24 protein-coding genes, 1 riboswitch and 1 other annotated feature are annotated in these 23996 nt (G+C 40.9%); of the genes, 7 read left to right on the top strand and 17 right to left on the bottom strand.

The window, feature by feature from the left end; translation table 11 throughout:
* Positions 1 to 83: 83 nt before the first annotated feature.
* Together PH210_RS27455 and acpS are read right to left on the bottom strand one after the other, a co-directional pair.
* Positions 84 to 1094, bottom strand: coding sequence for a LolA family protein (locus tag PH210_RS27455; RefSeq protein WP_289989554.1), 1011 nt, complete (start codon positions 1092 to 1094; stop codon positions 84 to 86).
* Between the two features lie 158 nt (positions 1095 to 1252).
* Positions 1253 to 1600 (bottom strand): holo-ACP synthase, encoded by a 348-nt coding sequence (gene acpS, locus PH210_RS27450; RefSeq protein ID WP_289989552.1) that lies wholly within the window; start codon positions 1598 to 1600, stop codon positions 1253 to 1255.
* A 90-nt stretch (positions 1601 to 1690) separates the two neighbouring features.
* Between acpS and PH210_RS27445 the strand changes: the two genes are divergently transcribed.
* Entirely contained in the window at positions 1691 to 2419 is a 729-nt protein-coding gene (locus PH210_RS27445; protein WP_289989550.1) for a rhomboid family intramembrane serine protease, read from the top strand.
* Positions 2420 to 2437: 18 nt separating this feature from the next.
* Here PH210_RS27445 and PH210_RS27440 read toward each other — a convergent pair whose 3' ends face one another.
* The 7 genes from PH210_RS27440 to PH210_RS27410 form a co-directional block, all read right to left on the bottom strand.
* Positions 2438 to 3889 (bottom strand): PH domain-containing protein, encoded by a 1452-nt coding sequence (locus PH210_RS27440; RefSeq protein ID WP_289989548.1) that lies wholly within the window; start codon positions 3887 to 3889, stop codon positions 2438 to 2440.
* On the bottom strand, positions 3882 to 4361 hold the full coding sequence (locus PH210_RS27435; RefSeq protein WP_289989546.1) for a PH domain-containing protein: 480 nt from the start codon (positions 4359 to 4361) through the stop codon (positions 3882 to 3884). The genes PH210_RS27440 and PH210_RS27435 overlap by 8 nt, the downstream gene beginning before the upstream one ends.
* Positions 4362 to 4431: 70 nt before the next feature.
* Positions 4432 to 5916, bottom strand: coding sequence for a degradosome RNA helicase CshA (gene cshA, locus PH210_RS27430; protein WP_289989544.1), 1485 nt, complete (start codon positions 5914 to 5916; stop codon positions 4432 to 4434).
* Positions 5917 to 6121: 205 nt separating this feature from the next.
* Entirely contained in the window at positions 6122 to 6811 is a 690-nt protein-coding gene (locus PH210_RS27425) for an alpha/beta hydrolase (protein ID WP_289989542.1), read from the bottom strand.
* A gap of 24 nt (positions 6812 to 6835) precedes the next feature.
* Positions 6836 to 8215, bottom strand: a complete 1380-nt coding sequence (locus PH210_RS27420) for a UDP-N-acetylmuramoyl-tripeptide--D-alanyl-D-alanine ligase (protein ID WP_289989539.1) — start codon at positions 8213 to 8215, stop codon at positions 6836 to 6838.
* Between the two features lie 70 nt (positions 8216 to 8285).
* A complete protein-coding gene (locus PH210_RS27415; protein ID WP_289989537.1) occupies positions 8286 to 9365 on the bottom strand; it encodes a D-alanine--D-alanine ligase in 1080 nt (359 codons plus the stop codon).
* A gap of 199 nt (positions 9366 to 9564) precedes the next feature.
* Positions 9565 to 10341: a hypothetical protein gene (locus PH210_RS27410; RefSeq protein ID WP_289989535.1), complete on the bottom strand. Its 777-nt coding sequence runs from the start codon at positions 10339 to 10341 to the stop codon at positions 9565 to 9567.
* Positions 10342 to 10596: 255 nt separating this feature from the next.
* Here PH210_RS27410 and mgtE point away from each other — a divergent pair, with 255 nt between their 5' ends.
* From mgtE to uptA, 3 genes are all read left to right on the top strand, one after another.
* On the top strand, positions 10597 to 11955 hold the full coding sequence (gene mgtE, locus PH210_RS27405) for a magnesium transporter (protein ID WP_289989534.1): 1359 nt from the start codon (positions 10597 to 10599) through the stop codon (positions 11953 to 11955).
* 133 nt (positions 11956 to 12088) lie between these two features.
* On the top strand, positions 12089 to 13273 hold the full coding sequence (locus PH210_RS27400; protein ID WP_289989532.1) for an FtsW/RodA/SpoVE family cell cycle protein: 1185 nt from the start codon (positions 12089 to 12091) through the stop codon (positions 13271 to 13273).
* Between the two features lie 84 nt (positions 13274 to 13357).
* The gene (gene uptA / locus PH210_RS27395) at positions 13358 to 13951 is read left to right on the top strand and encodes an undecaprenyl phosphate transporter UptA (RefSeq protein WP_289989530.1); all 594 of its coding nucleotides are present in this window, start codon (positions 13358 to 13360) and stop codon (positions 13949 to 13951) included.
* Here uptA and PH210_RS27390 read toward each other — a convergent pair.
* The 6 genes from PH210_RS27390 to argS form a co-directional block, all read right to left on the bottom strand.
* Positions 13948 to 14283: a hypothetical protein gene (locus PH210_RS27390; protein WP_289989528.1), complete on the bottom strand. Its 336-nt coding sequence runs from the start codon at positions 14281 to 14283 to the stop codon at positions 13948 to 13950. The two genes, uptA and PH210_RS27390, sit on opposite strands and share 4 nt — an antisense overlap.
* 51 nt (positions 14284 to 14334) lie before the next feature.
* A riboswitch (guanidine-I (ykkC/yxkD leader) is annotated at positions 14335 to 14480 on the bottom strand.
* Positions 14481 to 14537: 57 nt separating this feature from the next.
* Positions 14538 to 16361 carry a potassium transporter KimA gene (kimA, locus tag PH210_RS27385; RefSeq protein ID WP_289989525.1) on the bottom strand — a complete coding sequence of 608 codons (1824 nt, stop codon included), beginning with the start codon at positions 16359 to 16361 and terminating at the stop codon, positions 14538 to 14540.
* Positions 16362 to 16553: 192 nt separating this feature from the next.
* Positions 16554 to 17045 carry a methylated-DNA--[protein]-cysteine S-methyltransferase gene (locus PH210_RS27380; RefSeq protein ID WP_289989523.1) on the bottom strand — a complete coding sequence of 164 codons (492 nt, stop codon included), beginning with the start codon at positions 17043 to 17045 and terminating at the stop codon, positions 16554 to 16556.
* Between the two features lie 27 nt (positions 17046 to 17072).
* The gene (locus PH210_RS27375; RefSeq protein ID WP_289989522.1) at positions 17073 to 18257 is read right to left on the bottom strand and encodes an MFS transporter; all 1185 of its coding nucleotides are present in this window, start codon (positions 18255 to 18257) and stop codon (positions 17073 to 17075) included.
* Positions 18258 to 18338: 81 nt separating this feature from the next.
* The gene (locus tag PH210_RS27370; protein WP_289989520.1) at positions 18339 to 18806 is read right to left on the bottom strand and encodes a DinB family protein; all 468 of its coding nucleotides are present in this window, start codon (positions 18804 to 18806) and stop codon (positions 18339 to 18341) included.
* Between the two features lie 70 nt (positions 18807 to 18876).
* Positions 18877 to 20571: an arginine--tRNA ligase gene (argS, locus tag PH210_RS27365; RefSeq protein WP_289989517.1), complete on the bottom strand. Its 1695-nt coding sequence runs from the start codon at positions 20569 to 20571 to the stop codon at positions 18877 to 18879.
* A 51-nt stretch (positions 20572 to 20622) separates the two neighbouring features.
* Positions 20623 to 20839, bottom strand: a binding site (T-box leader).
* A 103-nt stretch (positions 20840 to 20942) separates the two neighbouring features.
* On the opposite strand from argS, the gene PH210_RS27360 reads away from it, so the two are divergent.
* Positions 20943 to 21194 (top strand): alpha/beta-type small acid-soluble spore protein, encoded by a 252-nt coding sequence (locus PH210_RS27360; RefSeq protein WP_289989515.1) that lies wholly within the window; start codon positions 20943 to 20945, stop codon positions 21192 to 21194.
* 134 nt (positions 21195 to 21328) lie between these two features.
* Positions 21329 to 21595 (top strand): hypothetical protein, encoded by a 267-nt coding sequence (locus PH210_RS27355; RefSeq protein WP_223596297.1) that lies wholly within the window; start codon positions 21329 to 21331, stop codon positions 21593 to 21595.
* A 171-nt stretch (positions 21596 to 21766) separates the two neighbouring features.
* Here PH210_RS27355 and PH210_RS27350 read toward each other — a convergent pair whose 3' ends face one another.
* Positions 21767 to 22336, bottom strand: a complete 570-nt coding sequence (locus tag PH210_RS27350; RefSeq protein ID WP_289989509.1) for a TetR/AcrR family transcriptional regulator — start codon at positions 22334 to 22336, stop codon at positions 21767 to 21769.
* A gap of 219 nt (positions 22337 to 22555) precedes the next feature.
* Between PH210_RS27350 and PH210_RS27345 the strand changes: the two genes are divergently transcribed.
* Positions 22556 to 23155 (top strand): undecaprenyl-diphosphatase, encoded by a 600-nt coding sequence (locus PH210_RS27345; RefSeq protein WP_289989507.1) that lies wholly within the window; start codon positions 22556 to 22558, stop codon positions 23153 to 23155.
* A 58-nt stretch (positions 23156 to 23213) separates the two neighbouring features.
* On the opposite strand, the gene PH210_RS27340 is transcribed toward PH210_RS27345, so the two are convergent.
* The gene (locus tag PH210_RS27340) at positions 23214 to 23996 is read right to left on the bottom strand and encodes an ABC transporter permease (RefSeq protein ID WP_289989505.1); all 783 of its coding nucleotides are present in this window, start codon (positions 23994 to 23996) and stop codon (positions 23214 to 23216) included.

The following is a 23996-nucleotide window of genomic DNA, read 5'->3' as shown; positions in this document are numbered from 1 at the left end:
ATTCCACTTCCTATAAGAGTTATCACATTTTTATATTTTACCATAAAAAAACAGGCTCTAGGAAAGAGCCTGTAGTAAAGCGTCTATTTTACCGCATCGCCTTGAACGGATTGTGCAACATCAATCATTTCTTCTTTGGTTAGGTTTTTCGAAGCAATCATGTAATCGACGCCATCATGAGACCAGGAGATGGAATGATCAGTTACTGCTCCGATGGTCATTCCTAAATCAACAATATCCCCTTCAACATATGTTGGAGCCGTTGCTTCTTTAACTGTAACTTTCTCCTGAACTAGAGTAAATGACTTTTTGCCATCATAGGTTAATACAACTCGCTTTCCATTTTTGATCTTCACTTCTTTTTCCCCAATTAACTTTGTTCCTTTCAACTCAGCCGTCGGATACTTAACCGTAAAGGCCTTGTCGCCGCCCTCTGCCATGGCCGGTAAATGAAGCTGAGCGCGAGTCATGTTCTTCTTCATATCGAAAGCGTCCTTGTCGAAACTGGCGTTAAATTTCACCTTGGAGAACTCCACTGTTACCAGAGCATTTCGATCAGGATCCATCACTTTGACAACAGCTGGTGATAAATCTTTTTTATTCAATTTAATTTCCTGGAATGGAAGCATACTATTGTTTTGATAACGGGTTTTCGTTTCAAATACATAGTAATCCTTTGTTGTTGAGAATTTGGCACTTTTATCTGCGACAATATCCTTGATCAATGATTCATACAAGTAAGCTTGACTGCTGTTTTGCGGCCAATCGCTTTGGAAGCGGAAACTCTTATTTAGCGCAGGCGTTAAGACAAATACCCCTTGTTCATTACGCAATATCATTTGGCTTTGATCCTTTTCGGCATTTTTCAAATTTACCCGATAAAAGGTAGGATCTTTATGCCAGATTTCAACGTTATAAACTTGAGAATCTGAACCCATTTTCAGTGTCATTTTTGCATTTACTTTATAACCGGACAGATCTCCGAGTTTACCATTTAACTCCTTCACCACATCATCTTGCGATTTAGAGCCGCAGGCAGCAAGCATGAAGATGACCATCAGTCCCGTCATGAGCAGCAACAACTTTTTCCTCATTCCTTCAACCCCTTCTTGTCTCATTTCATATGATTTTAAGAAGAGAAAGGCAGGGAATGCCCATAGCTGACCTTGTCTCTCCTATTTCCCTATGAATATATGAGACAACCTTTGGGTTTATGATAAGGAGATTGCCAAGCTGTTTAAAAATTATATCCTTATTCTTCGATTACCACTTGAGCAACTGCATATTCACGACTGTGTGAAATAGATAAATGAGCACTAACCTCTGGTTTAACGATAATAGGCTTTCCAAATGAATCTGATGCAATTTCAATATCTAAAAAGGATAACTCCTTGCCAATTCCAGTGCCGCAGGCTTTTGAAAAAGCCTCTTTTGCTGCAAATCTTCCTGCTAAAAATTCTACTTTACGGCGGTCGGAAAGGGTTTCAAGGGAATCCTTTTCACGGGCAGTTAAAATCCTCTCCGCAAATTTCCCCTGTCTATTTAGCAATTCCTGAATCCTGGAAAGTTCAATAATATCAATGCCAATCCCTTTAATCATCGTTTATCTTCCTTCTATTTAAATTCTTACTAGCATATTAGTGTACAAGATAGCATTTCTGTTTAAGATGGTAATGAGAGGAGGTCAATCATGTTTACTCGAACCGAAAGCTTCCGTGAATTCATCCGCTTTTATCCGATTGTTTCTATTATTATTGCCATTCATGCATTATTATATCTTTTAACCATTTTACCAATGTTTCCAAACGATTGGTTCTTCGAAAACCTTTCCGGCGTCAATCTTTATATTATGGAAGGAGAATTTTGGAGACTGATTACACCGACATTCATGCATGGCAGTTTTTCACATATGCTGTTTAATAGTTTTTCTCTTGTGTTATTTGGACCGGCCCTTGAGCGTATATTAAGGTCGGGAAGATTTATTTTTGTGTATCTCTCCAGCGGACTCTTCGCTAATCTAGCAACTCTGCTTCTTGAGCCGTTAACTTATACGCATGTTGGCTCAAGCGGTGCAATATTTGGACTGTTTGGATATTACATTGCGATTATTCTTTTTCGGAAACATATGCTGACAAAGCAAAATTCCCAAATTATTATTACTCTTTCCATAGTTAGTCTAATTATGACCTTTATACAGCCAAATATAAATATAACCGCCCACCTGTTTGGGTTGCTTGGCGGTTTTTTACTGGGCGCCATCCCTTATTTTAATAAAAGGGATTTGGCGGATTCCATTCAAGTAACGACAAGCTGGGCTGGGAGCCAAAGAAAAAATCTGTCCTTTCAATCCCCTATAAAGCTTATTATTTGGGGGGCGATTATTATTATCGCCATTATTGTTTTTTTTGCGCAAAGGTAAAAGGGATTGCAAACGAAACTAAACTTCGGTGCAGTCCCCTTTTTTATTTCTTGAATACCATTCAAAAATTTTTTCTATATCACTTTTTTCTATATCAATGACAGACCCGCCTCCAGCCCCGACTCCCGATTTAACATTTGCTTCGATGGTTCCTAGGTTTCGTTTCCGTTGAAAGGGGCTTCCCCTCGTTTCTAAGCTCTGAATTTTGTTTTTTTTCATAAAAACAGTTGTTCGTTTTATAAACTGAAACCTAAGGCTTAGCTGCTGCTCATTGAGAGCCCATCCAGCAGCCCTGTATTTGTGTATTGCCCAAATGGTCACAAACGCTAGTAAAATGAAAGAAAGCATACCCCATACTTTTAAAAAGATAAGCGAAATGATGACAATAGGAATCACGAAATACCAGGTGCGTAAGATATACCGCCACATCGCCCGTTTAGGGGCCGGGTTGAAAGAATTTGCAAAGATATAATCAGATATATGAGGCCCGATAATGGATTGAATTTGCTTCACTTTTACAATTGGCAAAAGAGTGACATTTGCACCTTCGAGATTCGCTGTGGAGCCGCCTGCACTTTCAATAGTGACAGTACCATAGCCGAGGAAGTGCCTGACAAGAGTTTCACTAACGCGGATGGCCTGTATGCGGTTCAAAGGAATGGTAATTTGCCTTTTTTCTAACAATCCATGTGAAATGATGAAATCCTTTTCTGTTTTCACCACGGTAAAATTCGAATATTTCAGCATCGTCATGACCAGTGCGATCAGCCATGCAAGGAAAAAACCAAGAAACACGATGATGGCGATGATAAATAAATTATGTACCGCCCATTTTTCAAAACCGCCAAATAATCGTTGAAACGGAATAAGGTCATCTAATTGCGAAAGTAGCGCAAAAAGGGCAGATATCACAACTCCGATGCCGCCTGATGTTAATGATAGAATCATTAATTGGCCGAAAGAAATTTTAAAAACAGGCTGGCCTTCTTGAACAAACTGCGTCTCACCCGCTCCACCATTTTTTGCGGCGGCTACATACTCTTGAATCAGCCTAGCTTCTTCTTTAGAAATGGCCGAAAGGACCGCTTCGGCCTCCTCTCCTCCACCACCGCCAGCAGTTTCAATTTGCACCTTTACTAATCCAAATATTCGCTGCAAAATCCCTTCAGTCAAATCGATGCTTTGAATCCGTTCAAATGGAATATAACGTTTCTTGCGGATAAAGACTCCATGTTCAATCCGAAGTTCATCGTTTTCGAAACGAAAAGTAAACCTTAACCAGGATAGTATCCCTGTTAATAAAATAATCAAAACAACGACTAACGAAATGACCAAAGAACCCACTAAACCTTCCTTGCCATGCCGGCCAACAGAGATAATAAAGGCAATCCCAGGCAGAGCGAGGCCTTTTAATCTCTTACCAGTTTGAATCACACTTGCGATTGGATGAAGCCGTTTTGGTTTAGACATCTTCTTCCGCCACCCTTGCCAATTTTGAAATAAAGAATCGCAATTCCTCTGCTTCGCTCTCTTCTAGGGCAGGAATCTCATGGGCAGTAGCGGCCGTATGAACAACCACAGAGGCAAGCTTATATTTTCGTAAAATTGGACCTTGCACGGTATCCACATGCTGGACCCGAACCATCGGGACGAGCGTGCGGCTGATGATAAAAATTCCTCCCTGCAATTCAATTTCCTCTTCGCGCACCTCATATCGCCAGCGCTTCCATCTTAAAGCTGGAAATAGAATAATATGTAAAAAGGGAAAAATCACTCCGAACACGATTAAAAGGACGGAAATCCAAAATGGCCAGTCGAAAATATGTATGAGGAAAAGGAATAAAGCGGTGATCGACCAGCCAATTGCTGATTTAATGATACCTGAGATGCGCCAAACCTTTAGGGCTTTTGCAGAAATTCGTTTTTGCGGTTCAGAGAACATAGAACCCCCCTCCTAACATCCCATTTATTATATTCAAAAAAGCATGGATATAATATCCATGCTTTTTGTCTTAATGGTTAAAGCTTCTAGGCTTCGAAGATCTTCCGCCCGTTTTTTTCTCACCGCTTCTTGGTTTTACTGGTGCTTTTTTTCGGCGGTCAGAATTGTAGCCTCCACGTGAATCATCCTTACGGCGGCGGTCACGATCATTATAAGGCTTTCTTTCCCGTTTTTGTGGAAGAGGTGATTCTTCTGTTAATTTAACTGGAGTTGTATCCGGTTCTTTTGTTAACATCTTCAATACTGCAGCAACAACTGTTGTAGCATCATTTGCTTCTAACAATTCATCTGCTGCCGCTTTGTAGTAATGAAGATTGTTGGACTCAATTGTTTGTGTGATTTTGTCTACAACTGCACGCTGTTGACCTTCTAACGCTTCATCAAGGGTCGGAGCCTTCATTCTTTCCATTTTGCGCTTCGTTGTTTTTTCAACTACAGCAAGGTAAGACTTTTCACGTGGTGTAATGAATGTCATTGCTACGCCTGCTTTTCCAGCACGGCCAGTACGACCAATACGGTGAACATAGCTTTCTGGATCTTGTGGAATATCGAAATTGTAAACATGTGTAACACCAGAGATATCAAGACCACGTGCTGCTACGTCGGTTGCGACAAGAACATCAATTGCTCCTTCTTTAAATTTACGAAGAACCTGCAGACGCTTTGCCTGGCTTAGATCGCCATGAATACCTTCTGCCGTATACCCTCTTAAATTCAATGCCTCAGACAATTCATCGACACGGCGTTTTGTACGGCCAAAAACAATCGCCAGCTCCGGTGATTGAATATCCAATAGTCTTGTTAACACATCAAATTTGTTTTTCTCCTGTGTTTCAAGATAGTATTGATCAATTAATGGAACCGTCATCTCTTTCGTTTTCACACGAACAATTTGAGGGTCCTTCATGAATTTCTCAGCCATTCTTTGAATTGGTCCCGGCATTGTAGCTGAGAAAAGTAATGTTTGGCGCTCAGTCGGTGTTGATGCAAGAATAGATTCAATATCTTCAATGAATCCCATATTTAACATTTCATCTGCTTCATCAAGAATAACCGTGTTAACAGTATCTAAGCGCATTGTTTTTCTGTTAATATGGTCTAACACACGTCCAGGAGTACCAACGATAATGTGTGGAGCTTTCTTTAATGAACGAATTTGGCGTCCAATATCCTGACCTCCATAAATCGGAAGTACGCGAACTCTTTTACCTGATCCGATTTTATAAAGCTCCTCTGATACTTGAATCGCTAATTCCCGTGTAGGCGCAATAATAATCCCTTGAATGGCATCAGCAGTCGTATCAACTTTTTCAACCAATGGAATTCCAAATGCAGCTGTTTTTCCAGTTCCTGTTTGAGCTTGGCCGATCAAGTCTTTATTTTCTAGGCTCAATGGAATTGTTTCTGCTTGGATTGGGGTCGCTTCCTCAAAACCCATTTTGAGGACAGCTTTTAAAGTGGCCTGACTTAGGCCTAATTCTTGAAACTTCGTCAATGTTTTCAATCTCCTTCATCTATATGAAAATATTTTATATCGTGCTGAATATTTTTTCCGATACGCATCAGTTACATCATTATTTTATCAAAAAAAAGACATTCTCCAAAGGAGTATGCCCTATTTTCATCGTTCTTTAGACACGTTGATGATAATCATACCATTTTAATTAGTATAATGCAATAAAGACAAATTTTATACATCTTTACTGCTCCATCAAAAAATCCAATACTTGGGAAAAGAGGGCCTCTTTTTCCTCGCAATGACAAATATGATGTTTCGACTGTTTAATATAGGTGAGTTTTTTTTGATTAGCACCAATCGTCTGAAATAAGTATTCAGCACTTTTCGGCGGCACAATCCCGTCACACTCTCCTTGTGCGATTAAAGTCGGCGTCTGTACCTGATGCAGCATAGGTTTGATAAAGGAAACAAGCCGACGGAATTGCAAGGTGGCCGCAAGTGGGGTTTCTGTTATTTTTCTTTTATAGCGCTGAAATAATTCATTCTTCTGTAAGTTTCCATTTACTGAATCCTTCAGGACAGAGAAAATATCCGCTGCCAATTGTTTAGGATTCACATAAAAGGCTGCCGCACTTAATAATACAAGCTTGTCCACACGATATTGGGCTGCCAGAAAGCTGGCAATCATGCCACCCATGGAAAAGCCAATCACGTACACGGTATCACAAACTTCGATCAGACTTTTCAATTCTTCCTCGGCATGATGAATCCACTCATCAAAGTGGATCCCTTTTAACGACCCCGACTCACCATGACCAGGCAGTGTTGGGACACTGAATATCCAATCTGTTCGCTCTTTCAAGTATTCGACAAGCGGTTCTACTTCATAGGGCGCTCCCGTAAAACCATGAATACATAAACAGCCAATCATAACGCTCACCTGCCATTTAAACCATTATTTACCTTGCAGGGCTGTGACGATTTCTTCTAATCTCATCCCTCTCGATGCCTTGACAAGCACCAATGTTTTTTCGTTTACATACTGCTCTAATTCTTGAAGGAGCTCGCGCTTTTCAGTAAAAGCAAAAACTCTATCTTCGCCAAGCTTTTGGCTTGCTCCTTTGGCAATATATCTGCCTAAGTTTCCAAAGGTAAATAGAAAATCAATTTTTTCGCTGCTTAAGCGTTCTCCAATTTGATAATGATACTGCTCCTCTTCAGGCCCAAGCTCTAGCATGTCGCCAAGAACAAGGACTTTTCGCTCATAGCCTTGAAGGTTTGCTACGAGTTCAATTGCTGCGAGCATTGAGGTTGGACTGGCATTGTAAGCATCATTGATAATTTTTTCTCCGTGACTGCCTTCGACTAACTCCATGCGCATATTTGTCAGTTTAATCCCTTTTAGCCCTTCGTTTATTTTTTCAAAAGGGACGGAAAAATAACGGGCAATCATCATCGATGCTAAGGCATTTAAAATATTATGTGTTCCTAACACAGGCAGTTCAAACCATTCATTTGCAGCATTAATGGTGAAGCGGTTTCCCTGCTCCATTTGAATAATTTCGGTTGGATAGAAATCATTCTCATCCGTTCTGCCAAACGTTTGAACCTGAATATTTCCTTTATATTGTTGAATCCGTTCCATGAGCAGCGGCTCATCACCATGCAGGACGGCAATACCGCCATCTTGCAGACCTTGAAGGATTTCAAGCTTTGCTTCGGCAATTCCTTCACGGGAGCCAAGGTCCAAAAGATGTGATTCCCCGATGTTTGTAATCACGACAGCATCAGGACAGGCGAGCTTTGTTAAAAATTCAATTTCTCCCCGGCCGCTCATCCCCATTTCCAAGACAGCAATTTCCGTGTCCTCATCCAAGCCTAATACAGTTAACGGGAGGCCAATATGGTTATTATAATTCCCTTCCGTTTTTTGAACTTTATATTGGGTTGATAATATTCCCGCCGTCATATCTTTTGTGGTCGTTTTTCCGTTACTTCCCGTGATCCCGACGACCTTCACGGCTAGCTCTCGTCGGTACTTACGCGCTAATTCCTGTAAAGCTTCCAGGCAATCCTCGACAATCAGGATTGGCAGATGGGCCGGAGGATTTGGTACATCACTCTGCCAAAGGGCAGCAGCCGCGCCCTTACGGATAGCATCCTCTACATATTTATGTCCATCAGCATGTTCTCCTTTAAACGGAACGAACAGGTTCCCTGCTCCTATTTTACGGGAATCGATTGAAACACCAGAAATCATCGTTTTAGCAAATGAAGTGATATCATTTTTAGCAGAAACCATTTTAGCAACTTGCTGTAAAGAACGTTTTATCATTGCTGATACCCTCCTTTATTTTTAAATGTAAATGGACACGGCAATTCAGCCGTGTCACCTGTTGTTTTGATTAGAACGTGTATTTAATATTTTGTTTCTCGGCATGTCTTTCTTCTGCAAGACTTACGAGGCGTTCGATTAACTGTGGATACTCGACCCCGGTGTGTTTCCACAATAGAGGGAACATACTGTATGGCGTGAACCCTGGCATTGTATTTACCTCATTAATGAGAACCTTGCCCTCCTTCGTTAAAAAGAAATCGGCGCGCACAAGACCGGAACAATCCAATGCTTTAAAGGCCCCGATAGCCATTTCCTTAATCTCAGCGTATTCCTCATCAGTTATATCAGCAGGAATAATTAAGGCTGTATCGCCATCTTCATACTTTGCCTTATAATCATAAAAGTCTGTTTTCGGAACAATTTCACCGGCAACAGAGACTTCCGGCTCGTCATTGCCGAGAACGCCTACTTCTATCTCACGGGCAATAACACCCTCTTCAATAATGACTTTGCGGTCAAACTGGAAAGCTTCAACGAATGCCGCCTCTAACTCAGTGCGGTTTCGGCATTTACTGATACCAACACTTGAGCCAAGATTCGCCGGCTTCACAAAGCAAGGATAGCCTAGCTCTGCCTCCACCTTCGCATAAGATTCATCCTTCGCTTTCGCCCATTCACTTTTAATAAAAGCAACATAGTTTACTTGCGAGAGTCCGGCTTGTGCAAACACATTTTTCATCGTTACCTTATCCATTCCAGCTGCTGAAGCAAGAACCCCATTTCCGACGTACGGCAAGTTTAATAGCTCTAACAAGCCTTGCACGGTTCCATCTTCACCGTTAGGTCCATGAAGCAATGGAAAAATGACATCTAATGGTTCTCTTTCTTGTTTCTCAGCTTGGAAAAGGGACGGTGCCAAGGATAATGGCGACAATTGATTTCCTTGAGAGAATTCAAGTGCTTTGACATTTGCCGGCGGCTCACTTAACTGCGATCCTTTAATCCATTGTCCGCTTGTGTTTATGTAAATAGGATGAATATCAAATTTTTCAAGGTCTAATGCTTTAATTACCGCTAATGCTGTTTGCAGGGATACCTGATGTTCAGCGGACTTTCCTCCATATAACAAACCCAGTTTTGTTTTCATACGAAACAAACCTCCATATTCTCATTCACGTATTATTTTAACACTTTATTAATTAAGAAAGGAAATGTGTAATAGCCCATTTTAAATGTTTTTCTCTATTGATTAGTTTATGAACGATACTGCTTGCCTAAAAACAAATCTATCGGAATTTTGACATCCAAATCCTAATGAAAAAACAGCCCCAAGGCGGGACTATTTTTTATATGACATTCAGCTTCCATTCCTTTGTTTTTTTGTCAAAGATGAGTTTGGCGTGGAATGGCTTATTTGAGATGTCCTGATATTCCTCATACATATCGTCCATATTGGCAAAATCGCCGATGACCCAAATTGGAATTTCAATCTTCGTGCGCTGATGGTCTGCATCCCTTAAGGATATACAAATTCCTTCTTTAATAAAAGGTGTTAACGAAAGGAGGATTTCCTTCGCCACCGGAGGAAATGCCCGTTTCTTTCTAAGACCGAGAAGGGATTTTTCCGGTTTAAGCTCCCCGAGCTTTGCTGCCAGGGCGATGCTCAGCAAATGAAAAAAGTCCTTGAAGCTGCGGTAATAGATTTTGTTATACCAGCCGTCATCCTGTGCCAAATAAACAAAACGGTTACCCAGTTTATTATAAAAAGGCAATTTTAAATGATGCTTATGGTGACCTAAGTATAAAAGTTCAGCCATCTCCTGCCCTGTCAGCTCATTCAGCCCATCTTCTTCAATAAAATCAATCCAGCAAAAATTCCCGTAACTATAGACATCTTCTGCAGCCAATTTGTTAATTCTATCTTCCGGACAATATTCGAGCAGTGTGTGCATATTAAAATCAGCATCATCAAAACGGTGCGCGAGTAGCAGCAAATGGTTTAATGAACCTGAAAAAGCAGCCGTAAATTCATCGAATTCAATACCGTAGGACATTACATACTGGTCTGTTTGATTTAAATGGACATAAATGAGATCCCGTATGTCTTGATGATGCTTCTTCAAAGCCAAACTCCTCCGTTCAAACACAATATATTTATATTAATTTCCCTTTTCCAATAAACTGCCAAATACCCTTTTCCATACTTCCTCATTTTATCAAATAATAGGCCCAATAGCTTATTTCAATTCTTTTACAAAAAATATTTTTTAATTAACACCGTTTACATCATGGCAATTTTATTATTGGTGCCTGACACCCTAAAAAATACATATACTATGTATAAGTTATTATTGGTTTTTAAAGTGAGGTTAATCAGCATGATTAAAGATATGTCACCGGATGAGTTAAGTTTATATGTAATTAAGACGTTAAAAGAAAATAAAAAAGTTGATTTTGAGGCGATTTTAGAGGAACTTCAGCCCTATGATATTGCGAAAATCTATGAAGATTTACCGGAGAAGCATAAAGGACGGTTTCTTCTCTTTTTAAATATCGACTTCCTTGCCGACCTAATGGAGGAGCTTGAGACGACAGAGCAGCTCGATTTGTTGAATAAACTCGGTATTGAGAAAACCAGCAAAGTCCTCGATTTAATGGATAACGATGACCTGGCTTTATTATTACATGATTTGTCTCCTGAAAAAAAGGATTCCCTCCTATCAGGGATGAACACAGAGGAGTCAAAGGCTGTTAAAGATATCATGAAGTATCCGCCGGAAACAGCAGGCAGGATCATGACGAACCGTTTTATCTGGATTCGCAGCTATTATACAGTTCGGGAAGCAGTCGATAAGTTTAAAAGCTTTGCGGAGTTTGCTGAATCAATGAATTATCTGTATGTGACCGATGAGGACCGAAAACTGGTCGGCGTGGTATCTTACCGTGACTTACTGTTAGCTGGGCTGGAGGAAAAAATCGATACCATCATGTATGAGCGGGTAATTTCTGTATCGGTCATGACCGATCAGGAAATAGTTGCGCAAACAGCCGAGCGTTATGACTTCTTAGCAGTTCCTGTTGTCGATGAGGAAAATGTCCTTGTTGGGATTGTCACCGTGGATGATATTATCGATGTTGTCATCAAAGAGGCCAATGAAGACATTGAAAAATTATCGGCAACGGGGAAATCGATTGACTTTGAAACAAAAACATTCATAGCCGCAGCCAGAAGGCTGCCGTGGCTCATTCTCCTTTTATTTATTGGGCTTATTTCCGGAAGGATCATCAGCAGTTTCGAAGATACCCTTAAGCAGGTTGTCGCCCTCGCCTTTTTTATGCCGATGATTGCCGGCATGACCGGGAACACCGGCACGCAATCCCTTGCAGTGGTCGTGAGAGGTCTCATCTCATATGATATCAATAAAGGAGTGGTAGTCCGCTTGGTCACCCGCGAGCTTGGGGTAGGCATCACGATCGGGATCACCTGTGCCGTTCTGATTTCGATTATTGCTTATATTTGGCAGGGGAATCTAATTTTAGGAGCAGTAGTTGGATGCTCGCTATTTTTCACGTTAATTATTGGGACACTTGCGGGCACTATCATTCCGCTTATTTTGTACCGCTTTAAAATCGACCCGGCTGTTGCCTCAGGACCGCTTATTACGACCTTAAATGATATTTTTTCGCTCCTCACCTATTTTGGTATCGCTACAATGTTTTTAAAGCATTTAATGTAAAAAACGAAACCTTTTATCCCCATAATCGTTATATATGTTATAGGAATGTAATATATTTCCTAAAGGGTGTGGCGCGCAAAGCTTATCTCTGTCAGCAGCACCTCCTTAATTGCGGATAAAATGGGTGTGACGAATGGAAAGATACGTAAAAAAAGCAGACCGATTTGATTGGACGTTAACATTATTATTGATTCTTTTTTTCCTGATAAGTTGTGCGGCCATCTATAGTGCACAAACCTCTGCCCAGTACGATGAAAATTTTTTAGTCAAACAAGTTTTCTGGTATGCCGTTGGAGCTGGAATTATCTTAGTATCCATCTTTATCGATAGCTATCAGTACAAGCGCCTCTCCTGGTATTTATATGGATTGGGACTTTTATTGCTGCTTGCTGTTTATCTCGCCCCGGAGTCCATTGCTCCCCATCGAAATGGGGCAAAAAGCTGGTTCATCATTCCCAAACTAGGCTCAATCCAGCCTTCCGAATTTGTTAAAACCTTTTTAATTTTAGCGCTTAGCCGTGTCATTACCACCCATCAAGAAAAACATTTGGAGAAATCGCTTAAAATGGATTTTCTTTTACTATGTAAATTGGGGATTACCACGGCAGTTCCGCTCGGATTAATTATGCTGCAGCCTGACCTGGGAACAGCACTCGTTATTCTCTCTATCCTAACAGGTCTGATTTTAGTTTCCGGTATTACATGGAGAATCATTTTACCGATATACAGCTTTGCAGCCTCTCTTGCAGGTCTAATTTTTTATCTTGTTTTACAAAAGCCTGAATTTCTTGAAAAATATCTTCATGTTCAAACCTATCAATTTAACCGGATTTATGCTTGGCTTGATCCGAATAATCATTCCACCAGTTCCAGTTACCACTTATTAAAATCATTAAGGGCCATCGGTTCCGGTCTCATTTCCGGAAAGGGTTTTAGCCAACGCGAGGTGTATATTCCTGAAGCTCATACCGATTTTATCTTTGCCGTCATCGGTGAGGAGTATGGATTTGTCGGCGGCAGTATTGTTATCGGCCTTTTCTTTATGCTTATCTACCATTTAATTAAGACTTCCTTAGAGACTACCGATCCATTTAATACATATGTCTGCACGGGAATTATCAGTGTATTGACCTTCCATGTCTTTCAAAATGTCGGCATGACGATTCAGGTACTTCCGATAACCGGCATTCCTTTGCCGTTTATCAGCTATGGCGGCAGCTCGCTGATGGGCAATATGTTTGCTATGGGTCTGGTGTACAGCATCCGCTATCACCATCGAACCTATATGTTTTCTTCTGAAAAATCATTTAGTTCATGAAAACCATAAATATTTCTTTATTAGATAAACTGTTATAAAATAAATCTTGTTGAAAATATATATTTACTTAAGTGAAGGTGAACTATGGCACACTATATTAACTCTATTTTGGAGTTCTTATCGCAATTAGGTTATTTCGGCATTGCCTTAGGATTGATGATAGAGATTATCCCAAGTGAGATTGTTTTAGGCTATGGCGGTTATATGATTTCTCAAGGTCATCTCAGTTTTCCTGGTGCCGTCATAGCCGGTACGATCGGCGGCACGATTGCCCAATTGTTTTTATATTGGGCAGGATATTATGGAGGCCGTCCTTTTTTAGAGAAATACGGAAAATATGTCCTGATAAAAAAGAGCCATATCGATATTGCTGAAAATTGGTTTAATAAATACGGCGCCGGCGTTATATTTTCGGCACGATTTATTCCGGTTGTCCGACACGCTATCTCCATTCCAGCTGGTATTGCCAAAATGTCAGCTGCTAAATTTACTCTCTATACCGTGGCAGCAGTCATTCCGTGGACCATCCTATTCCTTTATTTAGGTCAAACCTTGGGCAGCAACTGGTCCCATATTAAAGAAAAAGCCCATCCATTTGTCGTGCCATTTATTATTGCCGCCCTTGTCATTGGAGCCATTTACTTTTTAATCAAAAAGACAAAGAAAACCACCGACTAAGCGCGGTGGTTTTCTTCGTTTTTAGAAAATTTCCTTTGAGCCCAGGCATCCAGTTTTTTCACATGCTGCTTGCCGATGGTTAGTCCGTAAATAATGAGCAGGACAATGATCAAAGTAAATAAATCTAATTTACCCGTTGAGATAAAGTTTATAATTCCCATTAACACTTGAGGAATTACTCCTGTAATGATCACCAAGAAAGTTGCGATCTTAAACCAGAAATCCGATTTTAATCCATAGCGGGCATATAACAGAAAAAAGGTCGATGACCACGCAAGTACCTCAAGACTGACTAATATGGCCCATTTATTTTCAACTAAAAAATCCATCATGTTCCCCCTCCTCAAAATAAAAAGCCTAGAAGAAATATCGCACATCGATAATTCTCCCAGGCTTTTATCCTTCCGTGTACACACTCAAAAGCGGAAGCGCCTTGGCGCTGCAGCTAGACCATTCTCAAAGTTCGTGTGCGTTTTCTCTCGGACCAGACTGACCTCAAAAAAGCCACGGAACCCTAGAAAACTTTTTTATATTTAGTTAATAAAGTCATTCTATCACAAAATACCGCGTGCGGCATTGACAGTTTTTACTTTTTAAAATGAAACGGCAATGTCGAGACAATCACTTTCTTTTTAAAAATCAGATACGCCCGAATTAAAAAGCTCGATTGATTGTGCAGGATATTATGCCAGCTTTTCTTCGTAATAAATTGCGGAATCAACACGGTAACCCGGTAATTGTTCTCGCTTGCTTTATGTTCGACCGTATCAATAAATTTCGAAAGTGGCTGAAGTACACTGCGGTAATGGGAATGCAAAGTGACGAGCCGGACATTAGGCTGCCATTTCTCCCATTTTTCCTCAAAGCGCTTTTCATCCTCACGATCGAACGAAACATATACTGCAAAAATTTGATCCGTTAACGACTTGGCATAATTAATCGAGTTTTCTACTACCTTAGTGATTCCTGCAACCGGAACAATAATCACATTTCCGTCGATTTGAAGGGCTGGCTTTTCTGGATCAATTCTTAATTGTTCGCCAACTGCTTCATAATGCACTTTTACTCTTAGGAATGCAAACACAATTAATGGCAGGAAAATAAACACAAACCATACTTGACCTAATTTTGTGACAAAGAAGATAATTAAAACCGTTAAGGTAATAAGGGCACCTATTAAATTGGCAGTAAGCTTTGCTACCCAACCTGCCGGCTTTTCTCGAAGCCACTTTATAATCATCCCCGTTTGTGACAAGGTAAACGGAATAAATACCCCAACCGCATAAAGAGGGATTAAGTGCTCTGTCTTCCCTTTAAATGCAATGATAAGCAGAATTGAGGCAATTCCTAAAGAAACAATTCCGTTCGAATAGCCAAGCCGGTCACCCCTGATGGTAAACATCCTAGGCATATATTTATCCTTCGCAAGACTGAATGCCAATAATGGAAAAGCAGAATAGCCGGTATTAGCCGCCAGCACCAAAATAAGCGCAGTCGTTCCTTGGATAAAAAAGTAAAGATAATTTCGTCCGAAGGTTTCTTTCGCAATTTGTGATACAACCGTTTCGTCATGCTTTGGAGCAATTCCGTAGTAATAAGCGAGAAAAGTAATCCCTGTAAATAAAAGGGCAAGGAGTGACCCCATTAAAATGAGCGTTTTTGCTGCATTTTTTGGTGCCGGGTCTTTAAAAGTGGGTATCGCATTCGAAATCGCCTCAACCCCCGTTAATGCTGAGCATCCTGAAGCAAATGCGCGCAGGAGCAAAAATAACGTTATTCCCTGAACAGGAGCCCCAATGGCTACATGATGTGTCGGCGATACTTGGCCAGTGAAGATTTTAAAAATCCCCACTCCAATCAAAATAAACAAAGCGACAACAAATAAATAAACCGGATAGGCCAGTATCGAAGCTGACTCTGTAAGCCCGCGGAGATTCAATATCGTAATAAAAATAACTAACACACAGGCAATAGATACAGTATGTGTATGTAAAGATGGAAATGCGGAGGTAATCGCATCTGTACCAGCTGAAACACTAACGGCCACTGTCAATATGTAATCAACTAATAGAGACCCTCCGGCGATTAATCCAGCTTTCTCACCGATGTTCTCCTTTGAAACAACATAGGCACCACCGCCATGCGGGTAAGAATAGATAATTTGCCGATAAGACAAAATTAAAGCTGCTAAGAGAACCAATATCCCTACTGCAATGGGAATCGAATACCAAAAAGCAATCACACTTATTGTTGCTAATACAATAAGGATTTGTTCCGTTCCGTATGCCACAGAGGATAAGGCATCTGAAGACAAAATCGCTAATGCCTTTAAAATATTTAATTTTTGTTCGCCTAAAGCCGTTGATTTTAGCGGCCTTCCGATTAATAATCTCTTAACAGAAGAGAGCAAGTGATTCACCCACCGTTTTTGAAGTAGAATTACCGATTGATTTTATCACAACATATGGGATTATTTGAAGTGTTTTATTTTTGACATACATCCATATCGTTATTCTTTACGAAACTCCTTCAATTATGAGGCCAGAAAAAAACATGGAGACCAGAGATTCTCTATGCACTCGGTTCTATCCAAAATGGCCGCTTATTTTGTGGCATTGATTTCAGTGTCTAGGAGCATTTTTTGAATCGGAGTATGGCTTCCGGCATATCCAACCAAATTACCACTCTTCCCAATCACACGGTGGCAAGGAATAATAATGGGTATTTGATTATTCCGATTTGCCTGGCCGACCGCTCCGACTGCTTTTGGATTGCCGATCATTTCAGCCACATCCGCATAGCTTCTCACTTCACCGTAAGGAATGGTTTGGAGGGCACTCCAAACCTTCTTCCGGAAATCGGTTCCTTCAATCGAAAGCGGCAATTCAAACTCTTTTCGCGTGCCGCAGAAGTATTCATCTAATTGACGAATGGCTTCCCCGCAAAGCTCCATATCTTCTTGAATATCTGGATGTTCCGCTAAGTACTTTTCCCAGTCTTCTTCAAATAGCTCGACTCTTTTTATACCTGTTTCATCTGCAATGACTCTTATTTTTCCAAAGGGGGCCTGATAAGCGGCAAACCCTATTCTCATAAAAACCTCTCCTAATCTTGAAACCATTTATCCTTGCTGAGCAAGACTCCGACGCTCTTTATAAATAAAAAAGAAATAAAGCAGCATCGAAATAAAGACTGATAGCGCTGCAGCTTTGTAGATACTGCTGTATCCAAGCAGGTGCCCGATTTGTCCAAATACAATCGCCCCGAAACCGATCCCTAAGTCAAAAAAGGAAAAGAAGGTAGCGTTGGCCATTCCACGGCGATTTAGAGGCGCTTTTTCAATCGACCATGCCTGCAGGGCTGGCTGCACCGTTCCAAAGCCAAGCCCATACAGAATGGCTGCCAGATACAAGACAAGACTGTTTGGCAGCCACGCGAGCAGCACCATTGCCAGCATGATTAATAATGTGCCCGGAATATAGACTGCTTGATGGCCTTTTCGATCATATAACTGTCCTGAGAAGGTTCTCGTGACCATTAAGGCAGCCGCATAAAGCAAGAAGTACCATTGTAGTCCTTCGATTTGCTTTTCAGCCGTATATAACGGTAGAAAAGTAGCAATCCCGCCAAAGGTTACAGTTAGAAAGAACAATAGCATAGAAGGCTTTAAAGCACTTTTTTCATAAAGATTCAGCTTTGCTGGTGCCTGGGTTCGTTCTACCTTTTTATAACGGATTTTTGAAGATAGAAGCAATGCCACCAAACCTAAACCCGCGCATATAAGGAATAATTGCTTAAAAGTAATAATGCTGGTCATTGCAAGCCCTAGCGATGGACCAAAAGCCAAGGCCAAATTCCCCGAGAGTCCATAATAGCCCATTCCCTCGCCCCTTCTGGCAGCAGGAATTAAATCGGTCGCGATGGTTCCAGATGCTGTAGTGGAAAATCCCCATCCCACTCCCTGAACCACCCGCACCATAAATAAAAGGGTAATGCTCGTCATAAACCCAAAGGAGCCCACTGAAATAACAAAAATGGCTAATCCCATTAAAAATACAAAGCCTCTTCCTCGTGTCTCCAGCGTTTTTCCTGCATAGGGACGCAGCAACAAGGATGAGAAGGTAAAGATGCCCACCACAATCCCAATTAATTGATCGTTCCCCCCTAATTCCTCAACGAATAAGGGGATAGTCGGAAGGGTCATTTGAAATCCAATAAAAACAAAAAAGTTCGCCAATACAATCAGAACAAAATCTCTTGTCCATATCCTTTCTTTTGGTCTTTCTTTCATCTGATGGTTATCCATAAACTTAATATAACTTCCTCTCTTGAAAATGAAAAATCGTTTCTACCAAAATGGCAGAAACGAACTTTCATTTATCATTTGTTATTTTGCCTGAGCTGATTCAATTACGCGTTTCATCGCTTGGATTTGCCCTAAATGAGCCGCCTCATGGAAGATGCCAAAATGCGCGACTTCACCGAATGTCTCTAACCCGAGAAACGGTGTTTTCAGCTTTTGACTAAAACTCTCAGCAGGGATTTCTTTCACTCGTTGGATTTGCTCTTTCAACTGAACTGATAATTCCTTTACAGATGGAACATCACCGTTCCAATCAGCCGGTTTTGTACCAGTTGCAAATAGTTCCATATAATTTGCCGGTAGATTCGTTGATTTTTTTGGAAAGCCAAATAAGAATTGCTCCGCCACCGTTAACACATGGCCCACATGCCAGTGGATTGTGTTGTTAAAGCCTTCTGGCTGAACATCCACAATGGATTCATCAAGAGCATCAACATTTTTTAAAAAATAGTTCCTTGCGAATTCAAAGCTTTTAAAAAGTAATTCACTCACCTATTTAGCCCCCCTAACGTTTTCACCACTATTTTATACCATAATCAACCAATTATGAAGTAAAATGTATTTACATTTCCTCTGGGGCTTGAACTCCTAATAATCTCAATCCTTCTTTCAGGACAACTGTTACCGAGTAAACAAGTGCTAAACGTGCTTTTTGCTCTTCACTTTCTTCTAGCACCTTTACCTCTGCATAGTATTTGTTGAAGGCTTGTGCCAGATCAACCACATATTTTGCCACCTGCGAAGGATCGAAGTTCTCACTTGCACGTTTAATGGCAGTAGAGAATTCCATCAACAGGCTGATAACCTTCCATTCTTTTTCCCATGAAGTGCTGTAGGCATGGTCCAAGACAACCGCCTCCCACTTTCCTTTTCGTAAAATCGAACAGGCACGGGCATAGGTGTACTGGACGTATGGTCCTGTTTCCCCTTCAAAGCGCAGCATTTCCTCTAAGGAAAATTCAATATCGTTCATACGGTTATTTTTTAAATCATGGAAGATAACGGCCCCGACGCCTACTTGTTTCGCTACTTCATCCTTGTTTGGCAGGTTGGGATTTTTCTCCTCGATATTATGTCGGGCCATTGCAATTGATTCATTTAACACTTCTTCTAGTAAAACAACCTTGCCCTTACGAGTTGACATTTTCTTTCCGTCCTTCAGCATCATACCAAACGGAACATGGACCATTTTCTCAGCCCAGTCATAACCCATTTTCGTTAATACAGCGATTAACTGTTTAAAGTGAAGGCTTTGCTCATGCCCCACCACATAAAGAGACTTGGCAAAGTTATAGTTTTCCTTACGATAAAGGGCGGCGGCTAAATCACGGGTCGCATAAAGCGTGGCTCCGTCAGATTTTTTAATCAGGCACGGCGGCAACTCTTCTTCAAGGAGCTCCACGACCTGTGCTTGATCGGATTCGACCAGCAGCTGCTTCTCTTCGAGCAGTTGGACAACCCGGTCCATTTTATCATTATAAAAAGCTTCTCCTGCGTAGGAATCAAATTCAACGTTCATTAACTGATAAATTTTTGAAAACTCCTTTAATGACTCATCGCGGAACCATTGCCATAGTGTTAATGCTTCTTCATTGCCATCTTCTAGCTTTTTAAACCAGGCACGGCCATCATCTTCAAGCGATGGGCTGGATTCAGCTTCCTCATGGAACTTGATATAAAGCGCCAATAGTTCTTTGATTGGGTTTTGTTTAACCTTCTCTTCGTCTCCCCACAGCTTATAGGCAGTAATCAATTTACCAAACTGCGTCCCCCAGTCACCGAGATGGTTAATCTTAATTGGCTTATAGCCGCATTTTTCTATAATTAAAGCGATAGCATTGCCAATAACCGTGGAACGGAGATGTCCCATTGAAAATGGTTTGGCAATATTAGGTGACGACATGTCGATTGTGACATTACTTCCATTACCAATGTTTTGTGATGCGAATTGATTCTTTTTGTTGATGATTGCATTGACGACCTTTTCCGAAACAAGCTTTTTGTTTAAAAATAAATTCAGATACGCACCGACCACTTCTACTTTTTCAAAGGTTGGTGATTGAATCTGTTCACGGAGTTCCTGAGCAATCACATTTGGCGACTTACGTTTTATTTTTGCGAGGCGAAAAACTGGAAAAGCCAAGTCACCGTGCGCTTGGTTTTTCGGTTTTTCAATCAGCAGTTCAAGATCATGGAGCGAGATTGCCCCCTCCAGCACCTCAAAAAGTATTTCAGCGAGTTCCTTCTTAAAATTCATCGTTTTGACCTCCTTTTTTCTATATAAACAAAAAAACCCCCGCCTCTTATAAAAAGAGACGAGAGTTTGAAAATATCCCGCGGTACCACTCTAATTGTTCAATATGAACCAGCTTTCCCTTTGTAACGGAGGATTCTCCGGCGTACCCTACTCAGTTTCAGGCAAGCATCTCAAAAGTGCGCTTCATTATCTGCTCCGTATCAGGCTCACACCGTCCCTGACTCGCTATCACTTCCTAGATAACTACTCTCTTTTTCACTGATTTTTCCGAATTGATTATCAGTTATTATACTGGATAAATTAGGATTTATCCATAGGCAGCTGATTATTTTTTTCACATTGGAAATCCTAAGGGATAAGGAGGGATTTTTATGGCCAGAAGGAATAAAATTCTTGTTCCAGAAGCGAGGGTAGGATTGGATGAGTTAAAAGCGAAGGTCGCACAGGCCTGCAGCCCTGAGGATGCAAAATTTGAAGCCGCAGAAGAGGTCGGCGTCCCACTCAAAAAGGGATATAACGGCCAGCTCACCTCCGAGCAGGCTGGAAAAGTCGGCGGCAGGCTTGGCGGCAGCATGGTCCGCGAACTCGTGAAGATGGCACAGCAAAATTTAGCAAAAAAATAATATGGAAATGAGGCCAGTTTTGCTGGCCTCCATTTATTGCAATAGGAAGTTTCAAAAAAGTTTGACGATTTTGTGACAAAAAGTTTGACAATTCTGTGACAATTGGTAGAATATTCAGTAAAGGGGAGTGGATCGTGATGCAAATCAAACATTTAAAAAGCTTATTTACCTTCAAAAAGATTGCTATCTATGGCAGTGGATTAGGGATTATTCTTATATTGCTCGGACAATTTGGAAGCGGTTTCAATTCATTTTTCTTTACTGCGCTAGGATTTGGCATCCTATTAGGCGCTGTGGTGAATTACCTTTTCGGAACGTTTATAAGTTTAATGGAAGAATATACGATTAAAAGTAAAGAGGAACCACAATTTGCGGTGTCCTCACGGAATTTTTATCATTAAAAAGAAGACTTGTGTGCTTGCACAAGTCTTTTTTTGTTTTGTCTATTTTTTGAGGTGCATTGTCCCTTTTTTTGGCCGGTTTGTCTATTTTTCTTAGTACTTTGTCCATTTTTTCTGCTGGTTTGTCTATTTTTTTGTGCTCTTTGTCTATTTATACATTTTTTACCAGATTCACACTAGTCCTTTTAATAAAAATACCTTCATCACTTCGGCGATTTGTTCTGAGCTTAGCGGTTCATGGTTCCTTTCCCAGTCTGAAACAAGTGCGATATACATTTTTAAAAGCAGAAAGCACGTGATTTCAGAGTCTGCTGCCGGAATCGCTCCCTTCGTTATCGCGGCATCAATTTTCCCCTTAAGATACTCAATTATTTCATTCTCGACATGCTGGAGCTTTTCCGCAACAGCTAAAGTTCCCATTTCCTTCTCTTCTTGAACAAGCTTAATCATCAGCTGGTGCTGAGAGCGGAATTCTAAGAGGCGATAGAGCGCCCGGTGAACATTTTCCGTAAACGGCAAATCCGGTTGAATCACAAACTCCGCCTCCGCAATCATTTCCTTCACCAATGAAGAAATGATCTCTTCAAACAACTCTTCTTTATTTTTAAAAAACGTATAAATGGTTCCTTTACCAACATTCGCGAGCTTTGCGACTTGGTCCATGGTCGTGGCCTTATAACCGAACAACGAAAAAGATTTCGTTGCTGCTTCGACAATCATTTTTCTCCGATCGAGTGCCATTTTCGAATACCTGCCCCTTTGACTGATTTAGTTTTTTGGTCAACTACATATTTTCACTATAACATAGCTAAATTTGGGATTCAATTGGAAGCAAGAAACAAAACCCATTCGCCATGCTTAAAAAGCTTACAAGTTTGTAAGCAAGTGTAATCTTCTTCCATAGCGGCGGGGCCTCGCCTCTTTTTACAATAAATGTATCAAGAATATTGGAGGTTGGTTATGGCATTTTCCAAAATAAATATTGATGTCTTTCGCTCGATCAATGATTTGGGTTCACAATTTTCTGCCTTGAACCCTGTTGTGATTTTTATGGCAGAATATATGTTGTTTTTTATATGCTTCATTATTGTCCTATATTGGTTCACAAGAACAACCAAAAATCGAAGGATGGTTATCCAGTCACTTTGTGCCTGTGCACTGGCTGAAATCCTTGGAAAAGCTGCGGGCCAGTTTTATTCTCATCACCAACCCTTTGCCGCACTGCCGCATGTTAATAAGCTAGTGGAACATGCTGTTGATAACTCATTCCCCAGTGATCATACAATCTTATTTTTTTCCATTTTTATCTCCATTTGGATGGTTCGAAAAAAAGGCTGGTGGTTTTGGCTTGTCATCCCAGTCTGTATTGGTGTATCCCGTATCTGGGTTGGCGTTCATTACCCTGTCGATGTGGCAGCTGGCGCCCTATTAGGAATTATATCCGCACTATTGATCCACTGGGTCATGCCCAGACTTTCCATCATAAATCGATTTCTAGTGTTTTATGAAGATATCGAACAGCGCATTTTACCTTTTAAAAATAAGTCCAAGAGTCTATAGAACCCACAGTGTCTGTGGGTTTTCCACCTAATTTCCGTCTGCACTGTCCCCCTTGAAATTACGATCCTGTAGAACGATAGTGTCTTACACCCATTTGCCAGACGAGCAAGCATGGAAGGACAAATATGCTTCCCAACACTGGTGTTAGTATATACAGAAGGTCATCGCCGTTATTTTTTCCAAGCAAATAGAGTAACGGCAAATAGTTGACGGTACCAAATGGAATCACAAAGGTAAAAAAGCGGGTCACCCATTTTTGATAGATGTTTAATGGATATTGGGCTATTTCCCGGCCGCCATCGGTAAATATATTTGCCACTTCAAGGCCCTGCACGGTCCAAAAACACATTGTAGCGGCGAGTATATAGATTCCGGTAAATATAAAAACACCGCTTGTTACCATTAGCACAAGGGTAATCGCTTTAATCAGGGTCCAATCAATGGGAAGATTGCTCAAGGCCCAGATTAACACAAGTGCGCTTTGAAGGAGCCGACCTGCTTTCGTAAACTCAAATTTTGATCCAAGCACTTGGATAAACGTACTTCTCGGCCGTACTAGAATCCGGTCAAAATCCCCTCTGACGACAAGGCTCGAAAACATATCAAACCCCCGGGCAAAGCACTCACTCAAACTGAAGGACATATGAATGACGGCGAAGCAAAGCGCCACCTCAAAAAACTGCCAGCCTTTTATTTGCCCGAACCGTTCAAATAAGAGATAAAGCCCAGCAAAGACGGCAAAAGGAATAAAAAACTGGCCCACCGTGAGGAGCCAAAAGGATGTACGGTATTGCATCTGGGATTTAAAGAGAATTTGAAGGTACTTAAAATATAATTTCAT

The sequence above is a fragment of the Paenibacillus sp. BSR1-1 genome, from assembly GCF_030403775.1.
Lineage (GTDB): Bacteria > Bacillota > Bacilli > Bacillales > Cytobacillaceae > Neobacillus.
This window is presented reverse-complemented; position numbering and strand designations above follow the sequence as displayed.

Bases quoted from the DNA above. Each gene is read 5' to 3' on its own strand.
- PH210_RS27455 (WP_289989554.1), bottom strand. From the start codon at position 1,094: ATGAGGAAAAAGTTGTTGCTGCTCATGACGGGACTGATGGTCATCTTC.
- acpS (WP_289989552.1), bottom strand. From the start codon at position 1,600: ATGATTAAAGGGATTGGCATTGATATTATTGAACTTTCCAGGATTCAG.
- PH210_RS27445 (WP_289989550.1), top strand. From the start codon at position 1,691: ATGTTTACTCGAACCGAAAGCTTCCGTGAATTCATCCGCTTTTATCCG.
- PH210_RS27440 (WP_289989548.1), bottom strand. From the start codon at position 3,889: ATGTCTAAACCAAAACGGCTTCATCCAATCGCAAGTGTGATTCAAACT.
- PH210_RS27435 (WP_289989546.1), bottom strand. From the start codon at position 4,361: ATGTTCTCTGAACCGCAAAAACGAATTTCTGCAAAAGCCCTAAAGGTT.
- PH210_RS27425 (WP_289989542.1), bottom strand. From the start codon at position 6,811: ATGATTGGCTGTTTATGTATTCATGGTTTTACGGGAGCGCCCTATGAA.
- PH210_RS27420 (WP_289989539.1), bottom strand. From the start codon at position 8,215: ATGATAAAACGTTCTTTACAGCAAGTTGCTAAAATGGTTTCTGCTAAA.
- PH210_RS27415 (WP_289989537.1), bottom strand. From the start codon at position 9,365: ATGAAAACAAAACTGGGTTTGTTATATGGAGGAAAGTCCGCTGAACAT.
- mgtE (WP_289989534.1), top strand. From the start codon at position 10,597: ATGATTAAAGATATGTCACCGGATGAGTTAAGTTTATATGTAATTAAG.
- PH210_RS27400 (WP_289989532.1), top strand. From the start codon at position 12,089: ATGGAAAGATACGTAAAAAAAGCAGACCGATTTGATTGGACGTTAACA.
- uptA (WP_289989530.1), top strand. From the start codon at position 13,358: ATGGCACACTATATTAACTCTATTTTGGAGTTCTTATCGCAATTAGGT.
- PH210_RS27390 (WP_289989528.1), bottom strand. From the start codon at position 14,283: ATGATGGATTTTTTAGTTGAAAATAAATGGGCCATATTAGTCAGTCTT.
- PH210_RS27380 (WP_289989523.1), bottom strand. From the start codon at position 17,045: ATGAGAATAGGGTTTGCCGCTTATCAGGCCCCCTTTGGAAAAATAAGA.
- PH210_RS27375 (WP_289989522.1), bottom strand. From the start codon at position 18,257: ATGGATAACCATCAGATGAAAGAAAGACCAAAAGAAAGGATATGGACA.
- argS (WP_289989517.1), bottom strand. From the start codon at position 20,571: ATGAATTTTAAGAAGGAACTCGCTGAAATACTTTTTGAGGTGCTGGAG.
- PH210_RS27360 (WP_289989515.1), top strand. From the start codon at position 20,943: ATGGCCAGAAGGAATAAAATTCTTGTTCCAGAAGCGAGGGTAGGATTG.
- PH210_RS27350 (WP_289989509.1), bottom strand. From the start codon at position 22,336: ATGGCACTCGATCGGAGAAAAATGATTGTCGAAGCAGCAACGAAATCT.
- PH210_RS27345 (WP_289989507.1), top strand. From the start codon at position 22,556: ATGGCATTTTCCAAAATAAATATTGATGTCTTTCGCTCGATCAATGAT.
- PH210_RS27340 (WP_289989505.1), bottom strand. From the start codon at position 23,996: ATGAAATTATATTTTAAGTACCTTCAAATTCTCTTTAAATCCCAGATG.